Origin of the sequence: Fibrobacter sp. UWH4 (genome assembly GCF_900142475.1) — a bacterium.
GTDB lineage: Bacteria > Fibrobacterota > Fibrobacteria > Fibrobacterales > Fibrobacteraceae > Fibrobacter.
Genome location: NZ_FRAY01000001.1, coordinates 582884 through 600749 on the forward strand (window position 1 = coordinate 582884; position 17866 = coordinate 600749).

The 17866-nt window shown below is 49.3% G+C and carries 17 protein-coding genes; 7 read left to right on the forward strand and 10 right to left on the reverse strand.

Annotated elements, in window-relative coordinates; all coding sequences use genetic code 11:
- Positions 1–5: 5 nt before the first annotated feature.
- The 4 genes from BUA93_RS02300 to BUA93_RS02315 all read left to right on the forward strand — a co-directional run bounded on the left by BUA93_RS02300 (position 6) and on the right by BUA93_RS02315 (position 3207).
- Entirely contained in the window at positions 6–599 is a 594-nt protein-coding gene (locus BUA93_RS02300; RefSeq protein WP_072977049.1) for a DUF1007 family protein, read from the forward strand.
- A gap of 69 nt (positions 600–668) precedes the next feature.
- Entirely contained in the window at positions 669–992 is a 324-nt protein-coding gene (gene trxA / locus BUA93_RS02305; RefSeq protein WP_072977057.1) for a thioredoxin, read from the forward strand.
- A gap of 5 nt (positions 993–997) precedes the next feature.
- Positions 998–1774: an imidazole glycerol phosphate synthase subunit HisF gene (gene hisF, locus BUA93_RS02310; protein WP_072977059.1), complete on the forward strand. Its 777-nt coding sequence runs from the start codon at positions 998–1000 to the stop codon at positions 1772–1774.
- A 50-nt stretch (positions 1775–1824) separates the two neighbouring features.
- Positions 1825–3207: a TldD/PmbA family protein gene (locus tag BUA93_RS02315; protein ID WP_072977061.1), complete on the forward strand. Its 1383-nt coding sequence runs from the start codon at positions 1825–1827 to the stop codon at positions 3205–3207.
- Between the two features lie 55 nt (positions 3208–3262).
- Here BUA93_RS02315 and fabV read toward each other — a convergent pair whose 3' ends face one another.
- The 9 genes from fabV to BUA93_RS02370 form a co-directional block, all read right to left on the reverse strand.
- The gene (gene fabV, locus BUA93_RS02320; RefSeq protein ID WP_072977063.1) at positions 3263–4468 is read right to left on the reverse strand and encodes an enoyl-ACP reductase FabV; all 1206 of its coding nucleotides are present in this window, start codon (positions 4466–4468) and stop codon (positions 3263–3265) included.
- 162 nt (positions 4469–4630) lie between these two features.
- Positions 4631–5821: a hypothetical protein gene (locus tag BUA93_RS02325; protein ID WP_072977065.1), complete on the reverse strand. Its 1191-nt coding sequence runs from the start codon at positions 5819–5821 to the stop codon at positions 4631–4633.
- 89 nt (positions 5822–5910) lie between these two features.
- On the reverse strand, positions 5911–6354 hold the full coding sequence (locus BUA93_RS02330) for a hypothetical protein (protein WP_139257680.1): 444 nt from the start codon (positions 6352–6354) through the stop codon (positions 5911–5913).
- A gap of 23 nt (positions 6355–6377) precedes the next feature.
- Positions 6378–7031, reverse strand: coding sequence for a DUF805 domain-containing protein (locus tag BUA93_RS02335; RefSeq protein WP_072977069.1), 654 nt, complete (start codon positions 7029–7031; stop codon positions 6378–6380).
- Between the two features lie 20 nt (positions 7032–7051).
- Positions 7052–8305: an SEL1-like repeat protein gene (locus tag BUA93_RS02340; RefSeq protein ID WP_072977070.1), complete on the reverse strand. Its 1254-nt coding sequence runs from the start codon at positions 8303–8305 to the stop codon at positions 7052–7054.
- Between the two features lie 382 nt (positions 8306–8687).
- Complete coding sequence (locus tag BUA93_RS02350; RefSeq protein ID WP_072977074.1) at positions 8688–9386, reverse strand: hypothetical protein; 699 nt, start codon at positions 9384–9386, stop codon at positions 8688–8690.
- A 23-nt stretch (positions 9387–9409) separates the two neighbouring features.
- A complete protein-coding gene (locus BUA93_RS02355) occupies positions 9410–10909 on the reverse strand; it encodes a hypothetical protein (protein WP_175547358.1) in 1500 nt (499 codons plus the stop codon).
- A 41-nt stretch (positions 10910–10950) separates the two neighbouring features.
- Positions 10951–11769, reverse strand: coding sequence for a hypothetical protein (locus tag BUA93_RS02360; RefSeq protein ID WP_072977077.1), 819 nt, complete (start codon positions 11767–11769; stop codon positions 10951–10953).
- A gap of 685 nt (positions 11770–12454) precedes the next feature.
- Positions 12455–12691 (reverse strand): hypothetical protein, encoded by a 237-nt coding sequence (locus tag BUA93_RS02370; RefSeq protein WP_072977079.1) that lies wholly within the window; start codon positions 12689–12691, stop codon positions 12455–12457.
- A gap of 239 nt (positions 12692–12930) precedes the next feature.
- Here BUA93_RS02370 and radA point away from each other — a divergent pair, with 239 nt between their 5' ends.
- Positions 12931–14325 carry a DNA repair protein RadA gene (gene radA, locus BUA93_RS02375; protein ID WP_072977264.1) on the forward strand — a complete coding sequence of 465 codons (1395 nt, stop codon included), beginning with the start codon at positions 12931–12933 and terminating at the stop codon, positions 14323–14325.
- A gap of 326 nt (positions 14326–14651) precedes the next feature.
- Here the strand turns inward: radA and BUA93_RS02380 are convergent, their stop codons facing one another.
- Complete coding sequence (locus tag BUA93_RS02380) at positions 14652–16073, reverse strand: pentapeptide repeat-containing protein (protein WP_083597098.1); 1422 nt, start codon at positions 16071–16073, stop codon at positions 14652–14654.
- A 120-nt stretch (positions 16074–16193) separates the two neighbouring features.
- On the opposite strand from BUA93_RS02380, the gene BUA93_RS02385 reads away from it, so the two are divergent.
- A complete protein-coding gene (locus tag BUA93_RS02385) occupies positions 16194–17393 on the forward strand; it encodes an NAD(P)/FAD-dependent oxidoreductase (protein WP_072977266.1) in 1200 nt (399 codons plus the stop codon).
- A 22-nt stretch (positions 17394–17415) separates the two neighbouring features.
- Positions 17416–17850, forward strand: a complete 435-nt coding sequence (locus BUA93_RS02390; RefSeq protein WP_254793810.1) for a SufE family protein — start codon at positions 17416–17418, stop codon at positions 17848–17850.
- The last annotated feature ends 16 nt before the right edge of the window (positions 17851–17866 follow it).

Below are 17866 nucleotides of genomic sequence, written 5' to 3' on the forward strand. Positions count from 1 at the left end.
TTGTTATGAAAATTCTTTTGCGGGTGCTGTGTCTGATTCTCCTGTTTGGCCTGGCGCCCGTTTTTGCGCATCCGCACGTTTTTGCCGATTCGAAGATTAAGGTCATTTTCAACGATAAGGGCTTTGCGGGGATTCATAACCGCTGGGTCTTTGATGAAATCTATAGCACCGCCATGATGTCCTCAGGTGATGTAGACGGCGACGGTGAAATTTCGAATGCCGAAGGTGAATGGTTCCGTAGGGCGATTTTGGACCCCTTGCAGGACAAGAACTACTACAACTACGTTCTGCAGGGAACGTCTTTTGTGAAGGCCCGCAAGCTGAAAAATTTCAGGGCGAGTTTCCAAGGGGGGCGCCTGGTGCTCGATTTCGAGACGGAATTCGAAATGCCTGTGACGGCGGATTATACGATGTTCGTCGTTGTGGTTTCCGATCCGACGAACTATATCCAGATGACGACGGATATGGAAAACGCAGACGTAGATGCTCCCGATGCAATCGATGTGGAATTCTTCGATGACGGCCTGGAAGGACTGACTATGTTCAGGGCTTTTGTGTACGCTCCTCAGGGACTTTTCCTGAGATTCAAGAAAAAATAGCTCTCGCAAATTTGCTATTTTTGCTCCCGAAAATGGCGGCCCCGTGCCGCAGCAAAAGTGGAGAATCTTATGCCTGCAATTCACCTTACTGCAGAAAATTTCGACCAGGCCATTTCTTCGGGTCAGCTGGTCTTTGTGGACTTTTGGGCAACCTGGTGCCGCCCGTGCATGATGATGGGCCCGATTATCGACGAACTTGCCGATGAATACAATGGTCGTGCCGTCATTGCGAAAATTAACGTGGACGATGCCGGCGTGGGCGATATCTGTGGCCGTTTCGGCATCACGAACATTCCCAACATGAAGCTGTTCAAGAACGGTATCGAAGTGGGCAACGTGGTAGGTGCCGTTCCCAAGGCGACCGTGAAGGCTGTCATCGATCGCTACCTGTAATACCCATGCTTACAAAACGTCTTATAGTCTGCCTCGACGTCCGTGACCGCAAGGTAACGAAGGGCGTCAAGTTCAAGGGCAATATCGACATCGGCGACCCTGTGGAAATGGGCGCTCGCTATAGCGACGACGGTGTTGACGAGCTCGTTTTCTACGATATTACGGCCAGTGCCGAAAATCGTCCCTGCGATATGGAAATGATCCGTCAGATTGCGCGCCGCGTGTTTATTCCTTTTGCGGTGGGTGGCGGAATCCGTAACCTCGACGATATGCACGAGGCTCTCCTGGCGGGTGCCGAAAAGGTAAGTGTGAATAGCCTCGCCGTGCTGCATCCCGAAATTATTGCCGAGGGCGCCAAGGCCTTCGGTCGTCAGTGCATTGTGCTTGGCATGGATGCGAAGTTCGTGGGAGTTTCCGAGAAATTTCCCAGCGGTTACGAAGTGTATATCCGCGGCGGTCGTCAGGCGATGGGCCTCGATGCGGTGCAGTGGGCGAAACGCGCCGAGGAACTCGGTGTCGGTGAAATCTGCCTGAACTCGATCGATGCCGACGGCGTCAAGGGTGGCTATGAATTGAATATTACCGACCAGGTGTCGCGTGCGGTGCAGGTGCCGGTAATCGCGAGTGGCGGTGCGGGGACGCCGGACCATATCGTTGACCTTTTTGCTAAGACATCTGCGGATGCGGCCCTGGTGGCGTCGATGGTACATTTCGGCGATTACACGGTACCCGGAATCAAGGATGCCATGCGTCGTGCGGGAGTTCCCGTTCGCGAAAAGTAATCTAGTGAAGCCGAGGGGCGTTTCGGATGTCGCTCGGCGGGAGTGTCTGAATGAATCCTTCTGTCGCGGTAAAAATTTTCGAGGCGGGTAAGAGCGCCGGTGCGGATTTTGTCGAAATTTTTGAAGAAGAAACGCGTAGCTCGACTTTGGGATTGAAGTCCAGCCATATCGAATCGGCGACTGCCGGAACCGAGTACGGTATCGGCATCCGTCTTTTGTATGGAACGGAAGTGCTTTACGGTTTTACGAGCGATGATTCCGAAGAAGCCCTGCTGAAATTGGTTCAGACGCTTGCCTTTGGCCGTATCGCGGGAAAACCGTCGATGCCGTTCGAGTTCGCTCCGCAGAAACGCGTTGCCGATTACAATGTTGCCGCCTTCAAGGATCCGCGGGTACTGGGACAGGCGGTCAAGCAGGATTTTCTGTTCCGAGCAGACAAGGCTGCCCGCGCCATTTCGGATAAAGTAGTCCAGGTCGGCGCTTCCGTCACGGATTCGTGTACGTCGATTATGCTGTTGAATAGCGAAGGTCTGAATTTGGTTTTCGACCGTGCCCGCCTTCGCGTGAACGTGACGGTGACTGCAAGTGACGGAACCGAAAGGCTTACGACGCACGAGGCTCCGGGAGCCCTGGGCGGTTACGAGCTGCTGGGAAATTATTCTCCCGAGGCGTTGGCAACGGAAAGTGCCGAACGTGTGCTCCGGATGCTTTCGGCCGGCTACATTCAGGGCGGACAGATGCCCGTGGTGATGGGTAATGGCTTTGGCGGTGTCATTTTCCACGAGGCGTGCGGACATCCGCTCGAGACGGAATCGGTCCGTCGCGGCGCAAGCCCCTTCTGCGGAAAAATCGGCGAGGCAATCGGGCAACCGTGCCTCACGGCAATCGATGACGGTACCCTGGACGGCGTATGGGGAAGCCTCAAGTGCGATGACGAAGGAACTCCCACGCAACGTACGGTGCTGATCGAGAACGGCATCCTGAAAACTTACATGAGTGACCGCGTAGGCGCTGCCGAGGTGGGTATTGCCCGTACGGGTTCCGCCCGTCGCGAAAGCTACAAGTATGCGCCCGTCAGCCGCATGCGCAACACTTTTATTGCACCGGGTAAAGATTCGTTCGATTCGATGATCGCGAGTGTCGACAACGGCCTGTACGCCGCCCGCATGGCGGGCGGTTCGGTGAACCCGGCGACGGGCGAGTTCAACTTTGCCGTCGACGAAGGTTATGTTATCCGTAACGGAAAAATCTGCGAACCGGTTCGCGGCGCAACTCTTATCGGAAAGGGCCACGAGATTATGCCTCGCATCAGCATGGTCGGTTCCGACTGGGAAGTGGCGGCCGGTGTCTGCGGCGCTTCTTCGGGACATGTCCCCGTGACAGTCGGCCAACCTACCATCAAGGTGGACCAGATTCTCGTCGGTGGCCGATAATCGTAGAATAAAAAATGCCCGACTTAGTCGGGCACTTTTAATACACAGCGAAAGTTTAAATCGTTTCGACGCTCTTGACGTCGGCGCTGTAGTCGACGCCTTCGACATCGAATCCGTTCGTTGCCAAGAAGTCGTGGCGGTATCCTTCGAGGTCGCCCACCTGGGCGAAGTTTTCTTGGGTAATGGTCGCCATACGCTTGTTCACTTCTTCCTGTACCTTCGGGTCCAGTTCCCAGTCGTCAATGCGGATCAGGTGATTTTCGTCGGTCGGTACGGCCTTGCCCGTGTACAGGCGTTCGCTCATTAGGCGCTCCATCTGCTCGATGCAACCTTCATGTGAGCCCTGTTCCTTCATCACCTTGAAGAGTACCGAGAGGTACAGCGGGATAATGGGAATCACGGCACTGGAACGCGTCACCAGTCCCTTGTTCACGGAAACATAGGCTTCACCCTTCAGGTCTTTTTGCAGCGAGGAATTCAGTTCGCGGGCGGTCGCTTCGAGATGCTTCTTGGCTCCGCCAATCGTTCCGTCGCGGTAGATGGCGTGGGAAAGCTTCGGGCCGATGTAGGAGTAGGCTACGGTCTTTACGCCTTCGGCAAGCACGCCTGCGGCCTTCAGCTGGTTTACCCAGAGAGCCCAGTCTTCGCCGCCCATCACTTTCACGGTATTTGCGGCTTCTTCTTCGGTGGCGGGTTCTGCGCTGATGGTGCTGATTTTGCCCGTCATGCAGTCGATGGTGGCTCCCGAGAAGGTTTCCCCGATCGGTTTCAGCACGCTGCGGTAAAGGGTGCCGTTGTCCGGATCTACGCGCACGCTCGAGGCCACGCTGTATACCAGCAGGTCAACCTTGCGGCCCATTTTGTTCAAGGTGTCGATGACGTTCTGGCGCATTTCGTGCGAAAAGGCGTCTCCGTTGAAGGTGACGGATTCAAGGCCTGCTTCTTTTGCAAATTTGTCGAAGGCCATATTGTTGTACCAGCCCGGTGTTCCCGTTTTCTGGCGAGGTTCGTCAGTGCCTTCTTTTTCGAAAGATACGCCGATGGTGGCGGCGCCGTATCCGAAGGCGGCGGTAATGCGGCTGGCAAGCCCGTAGCCGGTGGAGCAACCCAAAACGAGGACCGTTTTCGGAGTGTCCTTGGGTTCGCCGCGCTCGGCCATTTTCTTCTGCACGTAAGCGATCTGGCGCTTTACATCCATAGCGCAGCCCTGCGGGTGGGCGTTGACGCACATATTGCTACGGATCATCGGTTCAATAACCATAAATTCCTTCTTCCTTTATCTTTTCTTTACAAACCGCGCCAAACTTAGAAAATAAGGGGGGTGTTTTGTACCCTTTTGGAGCCTTTTTGTCAAAATCCGTAAGAAAAAAGTAATTTTATAAGATTTTTAACAATTCGGGACGGATATAAAGTTAATTCGTCGTCATCTCTGTTGGGCGGATTCTGTAAAACCGAATTTCTGGCGAGCCCAAGCTTCCATATAGGGCAGAATTTCCTTGTAAGGTACCACAATCATCACGCTACCGTGGGAATGCCAGCCGATTTCGAAAGAGTAGCCATCAAAACCGATACCGTCCTTCAAAAAAGAAGGTTCTAGCTTGAAATCCATGCCGATGGCATTGGGACGTGCATCGTATTTTTCCGCATATTTGCGAAGAAGCGATACAATCTTTTCCTTTTCTTCTGGATTGAATATTGTGGAATCAACCTGCGACCCGTCTTTCTTCGAGAAGGTCCGATGATACTCGTAATTGTATCCTCCGGCAGCACCGGCATTGTACCCGGCGTTCGAAATATAATAAGTCGTCCACAGCTGTGAATTGAACGCGATATCTATACTGTCCTGTCGTTCGTAATGGAGGGTGGCGGCGACTTCCGTATGGGTGCTGTCATAGTACCAGTCATTGGGATAATTCCTGAGTTCGGACTCAATGAGCCTCTTGTATTCTTCCACCTGACGGTAAAGGGCTCTTTTATGAATTTTTTCTAAATGTCTGGCATCAAGGACCGTGTCGGCATCGGTCAAGTCCTCTCCCAACAATCCCTTGATGATTTTCCAGTGGACCCATTTAGGATAAACCTGGAACCTCGGCAACTCCCAGTGCAAGGATACCATGTAAAACCTGCTGCTGTCGCGTTCCGTTCCATAATTGGAGAATTCCATACAGCCTTTCTCTTTTGTGGGGTCGCATTCAATCAATTCGTCGTCATGTAAGGCGATCTCCGCCTTGACCCGCTCCAGATCGCTTTTTCCAATCAGGCTGTATTCAAATTTCATGTCGTCAAGCATGGAATAGACTTTATCCACCTTCTCTTCCAGAACGGACATGTCCTTGCAATCTAAAGCCTGCGATGCAACTGCCGTCTCCTTTTTGGGGGCTGTGGCAGCAAGTGAGCAAACAACTACCGCGACAACTACCGCGGCAAGGTATGCCGCCGACAAAATCGAACTCACGATTTTCTTTGCCCTGGAGCCTGTCGGGCTCGGCCTGTTCATAATAGCGAGCACGAACGCCACCACGGCAAGCGGAAGCAAGAACAGGGACATTCCTCCCCGCGATACAAGGCCAACGAAAAAACCGGCCAAGATAAAAAGTATTTCAAAAATTGCCATATTTTACTCCATAGTAGTGAAGAGAATTGCACCGAAAAAACTAGATGCACCTATTTATATCATCCACAAGAGCAAATTGACACAAGCCGTCAATCATAGCCTTCTTCCCAATCAATGGATTGGGCACGCAATTCTCCTTCCCATAATAAGTATTCTATAGTTATAGCATACATCTTCCGACCAATTTTTTTTCTATAGTGGCAAATACCCCCATCTTGCATACAATCTTCACTCCCAAGACGTGCGTCCAAACACACATCAAAACAAGTTCCTTTATTTGACATACCCAATTTTTTTTCAATGTCACTTTGCTTCATAAGGCAATCTGGCACACACTCTTCGAACGCTTCTGTTTGATTCTTTAAATTTTCCAAATCTTTCAGCGTAAAACTGTCTGCTACAACATCAGGACCATCTGCTACAACATGAGCGTTGCCTGCCGCAACATGAACGACAAGTTCTATAATTAGGGTTATCAACAAAACCACGAAGATGCCGATGGCCACATAAATCCCTTTTTGTTTTTCAGTCATCACTTTTGTCCTTGTCAAAGCCGTTAATTTTTTCTCGCCTTTTGGATTTTCAAATAGGCTTCTTTAATTTTTTTTAGTCTCTCCTTTGCAGCATCAACAATCCATTCAGGAGAATCTTTAGGTAATTTATCCGGGTGGCTCTCTTTCATTTTCGTGAAATATGCACAATCCACTTCATCATCCGAAGCGTCTTGCTCACATCCTAAAATTTCAAACGCCCACTTTAAATCATCGTCAAATTGGAAATTTTTCTCATATTCATCATAATTTCCCGGTTTCTTTTCCGAGTCATCAGAACGAGAGCTTTCGGAATTTACCCGCTCAAATGCTTTGGGGTCAGGGCCATATTTGTTTTCTCTTGACTCAGAATCCGCGAAACAAAGTTTGAAACCAATATAAAAATTTACGAAGGGAACCAGCAAAAGCCACCAATACCAGCCACTTAAACCTATATCATGAGCTCTACGCACTGTAATTGCGATTCCTGGGCAACATATAGCTAGCCCGTAAACATTCGCAAGATATGAAGATATTCCATGGTAAATGAGTAGCATGTCGACTGCTAATAGAATGATTAGAAATAAAGTAGCAAATAAGCTATACATCCAATATTCTTTTCTAGTCGCCCTCCCGTTTCCATTTGCATAATTTGCTAAAGCTTTTAAAAAATAGTCCATAAGATTTTTCCTTTAATTTGTCAATTATCACCTAAATCCAAATCGGCGAACGGGTCTCTCACTCCTGTATCCAAATCGGCGGACCGTTTTTTTGAAAGGCACACTGTATCTTCATCTGTAAATAAATGCTCTAAATCTAAATTGTCCAAGCTGAAGGCTGATGTTACTGTATTTTCAAAGATACGCTCCAGATTTTGTCGTGCAGGCTCAAAACCCTGTGCTGCCGCCTTTTGGTACCATTCAATGGCCTTGTCAGGATCCTGTTTCATATGTTCATAGGCTCTGCCCAATTCATTCTGAGCCTCAGCGAAGCCTTGCTTGGCAGATTTTTCCGTCCATTCAAAAGCCTTTTCTAAATTCTGCTCCACACCCTCACCCCTTAAATACAAACAAGCAAGATAGAACTGGGCCGGTGCATCACCAATATTGGCTGCACTTGAATAATAATGGAACGCCTTGTTGAAATCTTTTCGTATTCCATATTCTTCAACCCCACTATAATACATGGTTCCCAAACGAACCATTGCGTCTACGTCACCTTGATCCGCAGCCTTTCTGTACCAATGTTCCGCTTGTACATAATCCCGAGTTACTCCCAAGCCTTTTGCATACATAGACCCAAGTGCGCTTTGAGCTTCCGCATCATCAGCTCCTGCTGCTCGGGTCAAATAACGAAGAGCATCGTCATAATTCTGCCGAACCCCATCTCCTTCCAGATACATAAGCCCTAACCGTCCCTCAATATTAGCATACCAAGTTTCCCATCCTCGAGGAACGGGACTAATATCAAGCGCCCTTTTCCATAATTTTGCAGCTTCCGAACGATCCTTTGGCACAACATTTCCGTCATAATACATAAATCCCAAAGAAATTAAACCACAGCCATTGAATTGATTTGCAGCCATCCTGTACCAGTGTTCCGCTTTTTCAAGATCCTGGGAAACTCCCAAGCCTTCTGCGTACATATCCCCAAGTAAGCATTGAGCATCTGCAAGCCCCTTTTCGGCGATGGGCACAAAGGCATCATAGGCTTCGCCATATTCCTTCTTTTCCAGCAAGCATAAGCCTTTATTGAATTCAGCAGCCCGGTTTCCCAGCGCAGAGGCAATGCTGCTAACGAGGGAACTGTTGTGCGAATAATTGCATTCATAGTCAAGGCCGACTATTTTATCGGATGTTCTCAAGACAACTGCGGCGGTAACCACTGCGATAAAAAATAGAACCGCCGCCCCCCCCAAGATCAGAGGCACTATAAATCTGTTCCTATTGTTCATTTGTCAAACTCCTTATTGAAATAAAAGGCACCACATCGCGCCAACCACAAGGCCTTAGGGGCAACCGCCGGCATCTACGGAACCAGCCTGATTGGGCAATTGTCAACACCATCGCGGACAGCGTCATATTTATCATTCACTCCATTTTGGCTTACCCAAGGGCAGCATATTCCGTCCCCATCGGGGTCCGGATCTTTGGCGGATGAGTCTTCAGCTTTTTCGTCAGACACATTTGTTTGGAGTTCATTGGGGGCCAAATTTTTAGCAGATGTGTCTTCAGCCTTTTTACCGCACGACATACCAAGAACCGCCCAAACGACCAGTCCCGTCAAGAATAATATCTTTTTTCATCTTTACCTCACAAAAAAATTGGTTTCATTTATTACTTTTCCTCCCAGTAGTTTTCCCAAACTTCTTCAAGCAGCTTCTTGAGCTCTGCTTCACGCTGCCGTTCCTCCTCACTAAGATTACTATCGTTGTATGGCTGATCTATGGTCAACACAATCCGCACAAAAGGATTTTCTGTGTACAGCCATCTCAGCGGGAATTTCATAACATATCCTTCGTGTGTTTTTGCAACCTTTAATCGCCTTGTTTCCCCTGTTGCTCGTTGCAAAGTAGCGTTTCTCACTACTGGAGGTGTTCCTACTTTTGGTATAACTAAACTGTATGTATATTCATCTGATGTCAAGGCTAGTTTAACATCTTCGTCGTATTCCGTACCGAAGTCCAAAGGAATGATCATCTGGTCTCCGTATACTTTGGGAAGAAGTTTTCTTGCTTTGTATGGGCTTGTGTTTGTGATTTTAAAAACACTCCTCATTACATATTCTTTTTTGGTGGAATAATGCTCGAATATAACGGGTTCTCCCATACTTGAACGCAATGTTTTTTCGGCATCGCTCATAAAATCGCCACCATCGTCATGGTTTTTGGCATCCACAATTATTTTTGATATATACCAGTCAAAACCCACATAGTATTCACCATCATTTACTGAAACATAGTGAACTACTCTTATACATGAGCACAAAAGCAGAGATATCATTACAAGGGCTAGATACGTACAGATTTTCTTCATATGGCAGATTCAATGATTATCATTTACCAGAATTTGACTTTTTTCCCGTTTACGAAAAATCCGTTTCCATTCTTTTGTCCGCCATCATCGTACTTCTTGCCTCCGGCATTCCTTTCTGACTGAGTGCAATCGTCATGACACCCGATGGCACCGGGCGGACAGCAGCGTCCTGCCGGCCGGTTCGCCTTTTGTCGCGCAAAACTGTCATCTTGCTGCCTCGGGCAGCCTCGTTCGCCGCCAAATTCCGTGGGGCATTCGTCAAGATAGTCCTGGTTGCAACCGGAGCCCATGGCTCTCCAAAATCCCTTTTCTCCAACCCACTTGTCACAGAATCCATCGTGGTCCGGGTCATATTCGCCATAAGTGCTCCTAACATATTCCCTAAGATTTCGGTCAGCACATCCCATGGTGTTTCCCCTAGTGTCAGGACACGCATCGACATAGCCATTCGAGCAAACCTTTTCCTTCGCTTCGGCAATAGCGGCTTTTGTCTCGGCTTTAGAGAGGAACGGATTAAAATACATGTAATTCTTGAAAGAGACATTTTCTTTTATTCCAGAGGCTGCAGCATACTCGGCACACCCACCCCATTTATCAAACTCCTCCGAACAGAACCCGTCCGCATCGCAGTCAAATAACTGCCGTATTTGCAGTTCTATTGTCTCCTTGGCGTCCTTTTTCATCATTGCGCGGACTTCTTCCGTGCAGCCGTCGGGACTGGTCCCTGAAAGACCTGGACAGAGGTCAAGGCCTTCAAAAAGCTCTGAATGTTTCTGATATATTTCATCATCGTCACAGAAGCCGTCCCGATCGGTATCGTTATCCATTTTGATTTTCTGTTCCAATGTGCAGCCGTCGTACTTGCCGGGTGTTTTGGGGCAAAGATCGTCACCATCGCAAAGATTCCTCATGGTGGGTTGCATCTCGTAATCCCCTGTGCAGAATCCATCACCATCGGGATCGTATTGTTTCAGAAATGCTGCCTTTTTCTGGTTGTATTCCTTTTCTTTTTGGGCTTCTCTTCGCTCCTTTTCTTTTTCCCATTCTTCATGTTCTTTTTTATTCTTTTCACGCAATTTTTGCCATTCTTTGTCTAAAAAATCACGACAGTCTTCATCCCCGGAGCATACTTGTATACCCGAGGATTCAACTTTTGTCATTGAGCAGTTGCTTCCCATGCAACTATAATATTTTGTATACAATCCTTTTTCTATCTTTTCACAGAAGCCGTTACTCTTGCACTTTTTTACATATCCCGAATTTTTTTCATAAACAAGATGTCCATAGTCGTCATATCGTTTCTCCCATCCAGGTCCGGCTTGGAATATAAGTCGATCATTTTTGTATGTCTTTTTGATATTATCAAGAATCCCTCCTGTTCTCCTATATGAAATATATTCTTCATAACGGTACGGGCCTGAGGCGGTAATGGTTTTCACGACTTTTGGTTGTCCGTCTGGAAATCTTTCTATGACCTCTGCATTTGCTATTGTTGATAAGACCAAGACAAGAATGGCCAGCAACAGAAACAAATGGGTTGCCTTTATTCGGTACACAATGATGTCTAGTGGCATATTTCCATTCCCCATTTGTTCTTTTTGCAGTTTCTCGTTGTTCTGTCATTGTCCATTTGAGAATCACTGCCCGTGCACAGTTTTCCCCACCAACCTTCTTTACAATTCTTGTTTTTTTGTTTTTCGTTTTGCTCTTTCCTAGCTGCCCTTTCTTTTTCCCTTTTTTCTCGTTCTGCTTTTCTTTTTTCAGCCTGCTCTTGGTCTAATTTTGCTAGATACTCGCGACAATCATCATTCCCAGAGCAAACTATACGTCCTTCGAATTCTATGCTCTTTATCAAACAGTTGTTTCCATTACAACTAAGGGTGGATGTATAACCACCCCGTTCTTTAATTACTTCACAGTTGCCGTTGCTCTTGCACTTTTTTTTATATCCAGAACTTTTTTCATAGACAAGGTTCCCATTGTCGTCATATCGCTTCTCCCATCCAGGTCCGGTTTTGGATATGATTTTTCCCCGCTCATTGTACTGTGTGGTGACCATATCCTCTTCTATGTTAACAAATGAGCTACCAAAATCCGGCCAATATTTACAATCGCCCCCGGCTTCGGAAATAAAAAAAAGTCGTTCATTTTTGTATGTCTTCTTGACTATATGACAAGGCTGTCCTGTTTTTTCCATATATTGGGTATGGTTTTCATAACGATACTGACCTGAGGCAGTAACGGTTTCCACGATTTTTGGCTTCCCGTCTGGAAATCTTTCGATAACTTCTGCATTTGTTACCGTAGATAAGACCAAGACATGAATGGCCAGCAACAGAAACAAATGGGCAGCCTTTTTATGGGAAATAGTCTTCATCTGCATAATTTCTCGCTTTGTCTATAAATTTCTTGAAATCCACCATAAAAAATGAGCACACGTCAAAAGGGCGATTACCATGATGGAAATCGCCAACAGCGAAGTTGCTTTGTAAACTAAATTTTACGCGGGGGGGGTAACAGATTTGAATGAGTCTTTTTTTAGGCCCAATTCACGCAATTTGACGCAACCCTTCACAATCATACGTTGCAAATATATATTTTTTTTTGCAACGCATACAACAGATCATCCTTTTTTTTTGAATTTAACCGTTTATTGCTAGCCCCCAAAAGAAAGTCCCATCAAAAATGGTTCTAATGTCGTAAATTAGTAACCACACTTAACAAAATCAAGCAAAAATCGTTAAGTCTAGTTGACAATTCTGCACCCCGAAATTATATTTCAGGGTGATCACAAATGGTTTCTGGAAGGTGTTCTCCATAATATAGTCGTGATTTGCGCCTGTTTGGACAGGAACATCGTAATTGATGTTGTCTATGGTATGGTTGTCCGATGGAGATGTCTCTTCTGCCACAGGTCTATGGGACCAACAGCTGTTAGGAGACTCGGGCCGATACGGATCGAAGATGAGCTTGTAACCAACGATAAGCATAATGATAATCATGATTATGCCGAGGAAGATTTTGATTAGGTTGCCAAGACACCCCATGGTGACGCCTCCGTTGTTGGTTTATTTTCCATATTGTTCGTCATAGAGGCGTTGCAAAGCCTCCTTGTATTGAGCATCTCGTTCGGCCTCGATTTTCTGTTTCTGGATTTCTTGCGAGTGGTCCACATAGGGGTTCTTGTTGTGCCTGTTAGTTGCGAGGAAAAGCAGGACGACTGCGAGAACGATGATGATGAGCAAGACCACCTGCGCGAAAAAATTCGTTATGCGTTCTAATATGTTGCTGATGAAATCAAACATAGGTTACCCGTTGGCTGTATTTCCTATATAATTATCGTGGGTAATCCTGCCAATGTAAAGCAAATCAGTGAAAAATTGTAAAAAAGCGAAAAGCCTTGTGCTTTCCGTTCAAGACTTTGAGTGCTAAGAAGGAATGCCCTGCAAAAATCGGGTGCTGAACCTAATGTAAAAAGTGCTTTTTTGTGCATTATTTAAAGAATGTCATAAATTGTCGGTGGTAATTTGTTATATTGGTGCACATGGTAGCACTAAATAAAACGAAAGCGAAAAAAGAAATTGAGTTCCTCTGTACCGAATGTGGCAACACCACACCCAAGTGGGCGGGCAAGTGTCCATTCTGCGGGGCGTGGAGTAGCCTCAAGGAGCATGTCGTAGAAAACATCCTCGATGGGGGGCGAGCCTCCCGTGGTCTCGGCGGTCCAGTCCATAAGGTGGTTCCACTGAAGGAGGTCGCTACAGAAGAGACGAGGCGGCTGAGCACCGCCAATACCGAATTTGACAGGGTGCTAGGGGGCGGGCTTGCACCAGGTTCCCTGGTGCTCATCGGTGGCGATCCTGGAATCGGAAAGTCTACTCTGGTGCTGTCCACGCTCGCCACTATGACAGCCGCCGGAGTAAGGAGCCTCTATGTGAGCGGCGAAGAAAGTGCGGTGCAGGTCAAGCTGCGCAGCGAGCGCCTGAACGTGGCGGGTTCCGACATGCTTCTGCTTTGCGAGACTAGCCTTGAAAAAATTTTGCAGCAGGCGGCAGAGATCAAGCCGCAGGTGCTCGTCATCGATTCAATCCAGACGGTCTATAAGGAAAATTTATCGGGGACTCCGGGCTGCGCCACGCAGCTTCGCGAATGCACGCTCGACCTGATGGTGTTCGCGAAGAATACGGGCTGCATCACAATTCTTATCGGGCATGTCACCAAGGACGGTCAGATCGCGGGGCCTCGCATCTTGGAGCACATGGTCGATACGGTCGTGTATTTCGAGGGCGACCGCAACCATCAGTACCGCCTGATCCGCACCATCAAGAACCGTTTCGGTGCGACGGATGAAATCGGCGTATTCGAGATGACTTCGCACGGACTTTCTCCGGTAGAAAATCCGAGCCGGGTCTTTCTGCAAGAGAATGTTCCTCCGACGCCCGGAAGCGTGGTCTGCTGCACGATGGAAGGGACGCGGGCGATGCTTTTCGAGACGCAGGCGCTCGTAAGCCAGACCACCTTTGCGGTACCGCAGCGGGTGGCCGCAGGGATTGACCCGAAGCGGCTCACCATCATCCTGGCGCTGCTTGAAAAGTTCGGCGGGGTAATCGTTGGGGCCTCCGACGTATTTGTCTCGATTGCCGGCGGGCTGAAGGTCTCCGACACTTCGTCGGATCTCGCCCTCGCGCTCGCTGTCGCGAGCAACCACCTCGCGATTCCGCTCGGCAGGCAGTCCATCGTCATCGGCGAACTCGGACTGTCGGGCGAGGTCCGCTCCGTGAGCCTTTTGGAACAAAGGCTCAAGGAAGCCCGCCGCCTGGGCATGACCGAAGCGGTAGTCCCGGCGGGTGGCCGCCTGCCGGAGAATACCTCGGGCATGAAGGTTGTCCAGGTGCATACCCTCTCCGAAGCTGTGAACTGGCTGATGGATAAGAAGTAAGTGTGAGCAACAAACGCCTCGTATTAACGAGGCGTGGTTGCGAGAGCGAACGCTTCGGGGTCGAACTTTGATGATTAGGCGTGAGCGGTCTTTTGTGAGCAACAAAGCCCCTGTTATTAAACAGGGGCGGTTGACGCCTTTGGCGTCCGCGGCTTCACTCGGTCATAAAATGATGCAAGCATCATTTTGCGACACTCGTTTTGCACTCTTTTGCGAGAGAACTGGCTTCAGAGTAAGGATTCTGTTGAGTTTAGCCAGTTCGGTCGTGTAACTAAAAAAGCCTCGGTTCATCACCGAGGCTCTTCAATTCCGTTTTTGGTTAACGACTATTCGTCGTCATTGTCCATGGACTTTCTTTTCTTGCGCTTCTTCTTCGGCTGGTCTTCTTCGCCGTCACCGGACTTCTTCTTGCCTTCGACCTTGATGTCGGCGGCCTTTTCACCGCGCTTGGTGAAGCCGTACTGACGCGGGTCAAAGCCTGACGGGAACTGGGTCTTGTTGTCGTAGATTACCTTCTTGGCGGTGAACTTTTCGATCTTGGCGCCTTCGAGGTTTGCACCGGAGAAGTCCACGTCTTCCATCTTGGTATCGGCGTCAATCTTGATGCCCTGCATGTTGGCGTTGGTGAAGTTCACCTTTTCGAGCTTGGCACCGGCAAAGCTTACACCGGCGAGCTGGGCGAGAATGAAGTCGGAACGTTCAATGGTGGAGTTCGCGAAGTTGGCCTTGGTGAGGTCAGCTTTGTCGAAGATGTTCTTGCGGACGTAGGCGCCGTCGAACACGGCCTTCAGGAGTTCTGCGTTCTGGAAGGAGTTCTTGCTCACTTCGGTGTCGTAGAAGGATGCCTTGGAGAGCTTGGTCTTCACGAAGGAGCTCTTGGAAACGGAGCCCTTGTCGAACACCACGCCCGTGAGGTCCTGGTTGTCGAAGTTCATGTTCTTCAGGGTGGACTGGGCGAACTTGGCCTTCTGGAGCTGGGTCTTGGAAAGGTCCACGTCATTGAAGGTGGTCAGGGAAAGGTCTGCTTCCCTGAGGTTCACGTTCTTGAATTCGGCACCGCTGAAGTTGGCCTGGGAAAGACCTGCCTTGGCGAAGTTCACTTCGATGAGGTCCACGCCCTTGAAGTTGGCGGCGATCAGGTTACAGGCGGTGAAGTCCGTCTTCACGAGGGTCGTCTTGCGGAGGTCGCTGTTTGCCATCAGGGAACGCGAGAAGTTCGCGTTGGTGAGGTTTGCCTTGTTGAAGTCGGCGGCAGTCAGGTCCACGTCCATCACGGATGCCTGGGTGAGGTCAGCCTTGCTGAAGTCGGTCTGGTCGGACACCTTCATGGCGTCGAGGCGGGCGTTCTTCAGGTTTGCCTTGGGGAACTGGCTATCGAGGAGCGTTGCACGGTAAAGGTTCGCTTCCTGCATGTTGGCGCCTTCGAAGGAGGAGCCACGGATGTCGGCACCGCTAATGGTTGCCTTGACGAGGCTTGCATTTTCAAAGCTTGCGTTGCTGATCACCGCATTCTGGAAGGAAACTTCGTTGAGGTTTGCACCCGTGAAATCCGGGTTTTCACCAGTTGCACGGCGGAAGTCGGTCGTATGGGCGACAGCCTTCGCATTCTTGAAGTTGAAATTGTCGATACGCTTGTTACTGAAGGACACGTTCAGGTCCTTGCCGGCCCAGTTGTCCTGAGCAAAAACGTTGAGGGCTAGTGCGCTGACTAGGCACAAACCAAACTTTGATACTCTCTTCATATTCATATACATTCCCTTTTAAGGATAAAACCAAATAACGGATAGCCCTAAAATAACTAAAAAAATTGGCAAATAACAATAAAAAAGAAAAAAACTTTATAAATAAATGCTAATTTGTTCCCCGAAATGGCAAATTTTGCATCAAATCGGTATGATGTGGTGGTTTGCGGGGCCGGTCCAGCCGGTCTCATGGCTGCCTGCACCCTCGGTCGACTGACTGGCGGTGCTAGACGTATTTTACTTTTGGACAAGAAAGAACCGTGGAAGGAGCCGATTTTTTGCGCCGAGGCCGTCTCTAATGACAGGCTGAACGCCTTGTGGCCGGTGGATCCCTCTTTTGTCCGCGGAACACTTTCCGGCATTTACTTTACTTCCCCCAAGCGTTACCGTGCTGAATTCTACAGCAAGGACTGTGGCCTGATCCTGGATCGCAGGCTTTTCCACCATAATCTGGCGGATGGATGTAGCGCGGCGGGCGTAGAATGCCGCTACGACGCCTTGATCAAGAAACTTGAAAAGACCGCCGAAGGCTGGAATGTTTCGGTGTCCGTGGCTGGTGGCGAGGTCGAGACGCTTTCGGCCGCTGCCGTGGTTGACGCTTCGGGCCCGAGCTGCAAACTGACCCGCGGCATCGAGTGCCTGCAGGGAATTGAGTCGGGGGATGCCGACTTGGAACCGGCAATTTTTGCGGTAGCCGAAGGTATAGAGCATAGCAAGGAACATATCGAGCTTTTCTTCGGCTCCGAATTCGAATCGGGCTATGGCTGGATTTTCCCGCGCGACGGCAAGGAAGTGAATATCGGCTTTGTGCTAGGCAAGGATGTCAAGCATAAGGTTCCTCTGCGCCAGAAGTTGCTGGACTTTATCGCCCGCGACTATCCCGAGGCAAAGGTCAAGGCCGTGTACGGCGGCGCAATCGCCTGTACCGGGACCGAAATTCGCCCCTTCGCGAAGTGCGGCCTCTTTAAGGCGGGCGATGCGGCAAGCTGCGTGAATCCCATCAGTCGTTCGGGAATCGTGGAATCGCTCCTGTGCGGAAAGGTGGTCGCGGAGTCCGTGAAGGAATGGCTTGACGATTCCGGTGCAAACCGTGAGGCGATCGAGGCCAAGACGCTTGACCGCTGGATGGCCGTTCTGGGCAAGAAACACCTGCAGGTGGCGCGCGCCAAGGCGGGCTTCAACAAAATTAGCGATGCCCAGTTTGACCGTGCCGCCAAGAAGCTATCGAAGCTTCCGCGCGAAAAGCAGACGTTGTTCAGAATTTTCTTTAATGTGCTGTGGGCCGCACCTTCGCTCATCTGGAAGATGCGTTCCTTCTTGCGTTGATGGTGATTTTATGAGTGATGTGATGGATTCTCGTTTGAACGAAGTGCGTGAGACGTTTGCAAACTTTGCAGACGAAGACGGCAAGTGGAAGTACCTGCTTGACTTGGCCCGAGCCCACAAGGGGATGGACGCCGCGCTCAAGGACGAAAAATTCATTATCCAGGGGTGCGCCTCGACCATGTATCTGGTGCCTAAGTTCGACGGCGAAAAGATTCACTTCGAAATGGATGTCGAAGGCGGTACCACGAATCCGCTCATTAGCCGCGGCCTCGGCGCGCTTGCGCTCAAGGTCTATAACGACATGGCTCCGGCGGACATTCTCGCGGTCGATCCGAAGTTCTTCCAGGATATCGGCCTGAATGTAGGCCTTTCGCCGACGCGTTCGAACGGTTTTGCGAGCCTGGTCAAGCAAATTTATTTGTATGCACGGGTCTTTGCGGCCCTTGCCAAAAAGTAAGTGTAAAAAAGTAGGT